Annotated in this window: 4 protein-coding genes and 9 tRNA genes; 1 reads left to right on the top strand and 12 read right to left on the bottom strand. The window is 38.3% G+C overall.

What is annotated here, in order from left to right; translation table 11 throughout:
* Nucleotides 1-211 precede the first annotated feature (211 nt).
* From EKM61_RS11340 to EKM61_RS11330, 3 genes are all read right to left on the bottom strand, one after another.
* Complete coding sequence (locus EKM61_RS11340; RefSeq protein WP_068225402.1) at nucleotides 212-904, bottom strand: adaptor protein MecA; 693 nt, start codon at nucleotides 902-904, stop codon at nucleotides 212-214.
* A gap of 474 nt (nucleotides 905-1378) precedes the next feature.
* On the bottom strand, nucleotides 1379-1777 hold the full coding sequence (locus EKM61_RS11335) for a Spx/MgsR family RNA polymerase-binding regulatory protein (RefSeq protein WP_068225403.1): 399 nt from the start codon (nucleotides 1775-1777) through the stop codon (nucleotides 1379-1381).
* 181 nt (nucleotides 1778-1958) lie between these two features.
* Complete coding sequence (locus EKM61_RS11330) at nucleotides 1959-2699, bottom strand: MBL fold metallo-hydrolase (protein WP_068225404.1); 741 nt, start codon at nucleotides 2697-2699, stop codon at nucleotides 1959-1961.
* Nucleotides 2700-2856: 157 nt separating this feature from the next.
* Between EKM61_RS11330 and EKM61_RS11325 the strand changes: the two genes are divergently transcribed.
* The gene (locus tag EKM61_RS11325; protein ID WP_068225405.1) at nucleotides 2857-3363 is read left to right on the top strand and encodes an antibiotic biosynthesis monooxygenase family protein; all 507 of its coding nucleotides are present in this window, start codon (nucleotides 2857-2859) and stop codon (nucleotides 3361-3363) included.
* A 647-nt stretch (nucleotides 3364-4010) separates the two neighbouring features.
* Here EKM61_RS11325 and EKM61_RS11320 read toward each other — a convergent pair.
* From EKM61_RS11320 to EKM61_RS11280, 9 genes are all read right to left on the bottom strand, one after another.
* A tRNA-Leu gene (locus tag EKM61_RS11320) sits at nucleotides 4011-4094 on the bottom strand.
* A 39-nt stretch (nucleotides 4095-4133) separates the two neighbouring features.
* A tRNA-Cys gene (locus EKM61_RS11315) sits at nucleotides 4134-4204 on the bottom strand.
* A gap of 31 nt (nucleotides 4205-4235) precedes the next feature.
* A tRNA-Gln gene (locus EKM61_RS11310) sits at nucleotides 4236-4307 on the bottom strand.
* A 10-nt stretch (nucleotides 4308-4317) separates the two neighbouring features.
* A tRNA-His gene (locus EKM61_RS11305) sits at nucleotides 4318-4390 on the bottom strand.
* Between the two features lie 5 nt (nucleotides 4391-4395).
* Nucleotides 4396-4469, bottom strand: a tRNA-Trp gene (locus tag EKM61_RS11300).
* Between the two features lie 11 nt (nucleotides 4470-4480).
* Nucleotides 4481-4561 (bottom strand) — tRNA-Tyr (locus tag EKM61_RS11295).
* Between the two features lie 5 nt (nucleotides 4562-4566).
* Nucleotides 4567-4639: transfer RNA gene (locus EKM61_RS11290), tRNA-Phe, on the bottom strand.
* An 11-nt stretch (nucleotides 4640-4650) separates the two neighbouring features.
* Nucleotides 4651-4724 (bottom strand) — tRNA-Asp (locus EKM61_RS11285).
* 7 nt (nucleotides 4725-4731) lie between these two features.
* Nucleotides 4732-4804 (bottom strand) — tRNA-Val (locus EKM61_RS11280).
* Between the last annotated feature and the right edge of the window lies 1 nt (nucleotide 4805).

Here is a 4805-nt window from a genome sequence, read left to right as displayed (position 1 = left end):
CTTTTTTATTTTTCTGATTTTCAAAACAGACAAAAAACCGGTATTAGTTATTCACCAATACCAGAAAGTGTAGACCCAAAATTGGCTATCAACAGGATTTGACAGAGAGCCAAATAAATTTTGCCGCAATGCCTATTTGTAATTATTCTAGTGAAAGTAACTGTGCCCGAACCAATAACTTACCTTAGTCACACTGCCAAAAATTATCAGGTTATTTAAAGTAATACCGGGTTAATTCTAAAGCACTTTTTTCCATAATACGCTTACCGTACTCAGAAAGCACATCTGGCGTAACAGTTGTCCTATCCGCATATTCCATTGCAATAGCAATTTCATCCTTAACTGAAGATTCAGACGTCTCGTCCACAAAGAAAATTAAGTGTAGATAGAAAGAATCCTTGTAGCGATATAAATTAGAAACGGCCCCATCTAAATGTAGAATCTTAGCTAACTGAACCATGTCTTCAAAATCGTGTAATTTTAAAACAATTTCTTTAGTTGGTGTATCTGGATCATTCAGGTAAGTACCGTACTCATCATCTGAATCGGCAGCCGTACTTTCTTGTTGTGCGTTATCATCTCGCGCCAAAAGTTGCTTTTTTAGTATGTCCGAGACAGCTTCATGGTCAGTATCACTGAGATCATTAATCGGCGTACCGCTAGCCGGCGCGTTTTTACTGATGAATAATTCTAAACCATTCTTATTCGGCAAAACCTGAAAGGTTACAGCGTCATTTGACTGGAATTGATGATCAGTGTCAACTTCCTCAAGAATTGAATAAAAGAAATTTTCAATTTGTTTGTGATTACCTAATAAATCAAGTACGGTAATGCCCCGCTCAGTCAAATCTTCATTTTTTAGCAAGACTCGAATCGTATTTTCGTTAATTCGTTCCATTTCCATGATTGTTGCACCCCGCTTCCCAAATTCAGGTAAAACTATACAAATATATTGTACCTGAAAATACTAGTTTGTAAAGTAACACAACTGATTCATTCGGGTATTTATAGTAACTGATTACGCCAAGAAACACAAGCAATAAAGCGCTTTTAATGAAATTTAGTCGGATCATTAGTGAAATGGATACTTATTCAATTGAATTGATCGCCGGTAAACAAAGAAAGATAGTGGGATAAAAGTCGGTTTTGGGTTTACTGGGTAACGTAGGCCAATCCAATAACCGTAAGATTAGCTGTAGTTAGGCACGTGAACCTGGACTTTTGGCGCACGTTCTAGCATAGTGATCGAAAACAAGAAAAGGCCAGGACTTTTGTCCCAGCCTTCCCAATCCTTTAAGTTAAATAATTTTGTATTAATCGCTGCTAAAATACATTTTCAAATTTAAAATCAGGTAAATTAAATTTAAAAATTATTTTTTTATAATCCTGCTAACATTTGTGCCTTTTTCAATTCTATTGCGCGAACCTTACGTGGCAAGAAACGTCGAATTTCATCTTCATTATACCCAACTTGTAACCGCCGATCGTCCATTATTATTGGTCGGCGCAACAGACCTGGGTATTTAGCAATCAGTGCAATTAATTGGCTTAACGATAACGTCATCAAATCTAAATGTAATTCTTGAAAGGCCTTAGATCGCGTTGAAATAATCTCTTCAGTTCCCCGCTCAGTCATACGTAAAATTGCCTTTATTTCAGCAGCTTCAAGTGGTTTAGCGAAAATATTACGTTCAGTAAATGGAATATCATGTCCCGCAAGCCATGTACGCGCCTTACGACAGGAAGTACAGCTTGGGGATGTATAAAGTGTTACCATTCTATTCGCCCCTTCATCAAAGTTCAATTTAGCCTTAATAGCTATTAATCGATCGTCTTCAATGAATAGTATAAGCGATTTCATTTTAAAAATCTACATCATATAAAATAAATATTTATTATTAATAATGACACATAATGCTTTAAAAAAAGGTAAAACTAAATTATTTTTTAATTTAAAACTACAAATTAATTTGAAGACCTTGTTCAGCACGAATAACCTGACAATCATTACCGGCCGCCACCTGAGTTTCGGTCAATAACTGTTTCAAATCAGTATCCTGGGGTAGATGACTGATTAATTGGTGTTTAACGCCAGCCGTCTTGGCCAACAAACCAGATTGGGCCGACGTCATATGCGCAATCTTTCCAGTTTTTGCCTGTAAAAAATTAGTATCCGTAATTAACCAGTCGGCACCCTTAGCAAATTCAGCAAATTCAGAAAAATAGGCCGTATCTGCCGTATAGACTAGTGTTGCGCCGGTTCTAATTTCAACGACTTTTACAGCATAAGCCGGTACTGGATGAATTGTTGGTAAGAAGGTTAATGAAAAAGGTCCTAAGTTTGTTGTTTGCCCGGCCGTGTAGCTTTCGCCGTGTGTAACCCCCGGTAAAGTTAATGAAGCAAAATGTAATGGATCGGCCGTATGTCCGTAAATTGGCAATTCGGCCTCACGTTTTTTTCCTTGATGTAACTGCCAATAATACTGCAGTACACCAACATCGGCAATGTGATCATGATGGTAATGGCTCAGGACCACCGCATCAAGTTGCAGTGGGTCCAAATGCTTTTGAAGGCTTAAAAGCGCACCACTACCGCAATCAAGTAATAGATTGTAGTCATTCGTTTGTAGTAAATAAGCGCTAGTTCCTACTCCTTTATAAGGGTAACCACCGTAAAATCCCAGTACAGTTAACTTCATAATAAATTCCTCCATTAAATAAATTTACTTTACCTCTATCTTACAACGTTCTATTTAGTAAGACAAAATACAAAGTGCTTGTATTTACTACACTAATTAAAGAGAATCACGTTATAATGTAAGTGGAGTAATTATTTATACTCGAGGAGGAATTATTATGTTAAAAAAAATTCAGGCAACATTTGGTTCACAGGATATCTTAACTAGCTATTTCGATCGTGAACCCCAACGAAATTTATTACTATTAAGACCAGCAGAATCGACTAATGATTTTCAGTTGCTTGACGTTTCGGACCAAAAAAACTTTTTTAACAGTCCAATTTCTTATTCTGTACGGCAACACTTAGGTAAACAAGAATTTAGTGGCTTCTTTAATTTTATGTATTTCACGTTTCCTTCTGAGGACGCCGTCAAAGTCTTTCAATCACAATTTGATCGTGTTGGCAATCAGGCAGCTGGCTTTATCGGCCTCAATGGACTATTCTTACTACGATTAGATGCACCGCAAATTCAATTTGTTGTTCTATCAATTTGGCAACGCGAAGCTGACTACTTTAATTGGCGCAATTCACAGGATTTTTCTCCCTTACTACCCTATTTGCAGGCCGGACCAAATATTCAACAATTTCACCAAACAACCTATACACTTGAACAAACAAACTAAGGCAAAGTCTTAGGTAAGAGTCTAGGAATAAAATCCTGAACTCTTTTTTTGTGACCTTAAACTCAAAAATTTATCCGCCTCAATTAGTAAATTTTACACATAATTAGTTAAGCGGCATTAACAAGGTGCTCATCCATTAACGACTTAATTAATTACGTATTTAGGTCCTTTATCACCTAACATTTTACAACATCAGGCGTAACAGTTCTGACTACAATTGTCGGCAGTACAAACATTAAATGTAATACCCAATGCCTGATCCTTTGAACCGATGCTTATTTATGCTTCAAACTCATAAGCATCAAATACTGCGCTATCAGTTCATATTCGATTGAATACCCACTTCTATAACGCCCTATTATAAATCATTAAAAATATCCGCTAATGGTGAACTTATAATTAACTAAGGTAAATCCATGCTAAAGTGTATAAAAACTTTCTAATATTGACGACCTACTAAATTTAGCAGAATATGGTTTTTACTTGTCGTATCAGCATTAATCAATACAGGCTCAACCTTTGATTTAGCGGCCGCTAAGATTAGTTTTACTTAAATGGTCTAAATTAATTTAATAAAACCAGATTTAATTTTTGAAATAAAAAAATAGACTAATATTTTTATTTCAAAAATATCAGTCTATTAACTATACCGGTGATCGGGGTCGAACCGATACTCCCGTGAAGGAACTGGATTTTGAATCCAGCGCGTCTGCCAATTCCGCCACACCGGCATATTAAGCCATTTTGTAGATTACCACTTAAAAGATAAAAGGCGGTAACCGGATTTGAACCGGTGATAGAGGTTTTGCAGACCTTTGCCTTACCACTTGGCTATACCGCCATCTTTAAGGAACAAATCCCATAAAAGCTAACTGGGATAGCTGGATTCGAACCAGCGCATGACAGAGTCAAAGTCTGTTGCCTTACCACTTGGCTATATCCCAATAAAACAAGGGCGGTAGGTGGGAATCGAACCCACGCGTGCCGGAGCCACAATCCGGTGCGTTAACCACTTCGCCACTACCGCCATAATGGCAGGGATAGTAGGAGTTGAACCCACATCAACGGTTTTGGAGACCGCTATTCTACCATTGAACTATATCCCTATTATAAAAAATGGAGGAGAGTGGATTCGAACCACCGAACCCGAAGGAGCGGATTTACAGTCCGCCGCGTTTAGCCACTTCGCTACTCCTCCATAAATGGCGCGGGACAGAATCGAACTGCCGACACATGGAGCTTCAATCCATTGCTCTACCGACTGAGCTACCGAGCCATTATGATAAACGGTCCCAACGGGACTCGAACCCGTGATCTCCTGCGTGACAGGCAGGCGTCATAACCAACTAGACCATGGAACCGTAGAAATGGAGATTACAGGGTTCGAACCTGTGACCCCCTGCTTGTAAGGCAGGTGCTCTCCCAGCTGAGCTAAACCTCCA

It is taken from the genome of Loigolactobacillus backii (assembly GCF_003946275.1).
In the GTDB taxonomy this organism is placed as follows: Bacteria; Bacillota; Bacilli; order Lactobacillales; family Lactobacillaceae; genus Loigolactobacillus; species Loigolactobacillus backii.
Note: the sequence above shows the minus strand (reverse complement) of the source record. Positions and strands in the feature narration are given on the sequence as shown.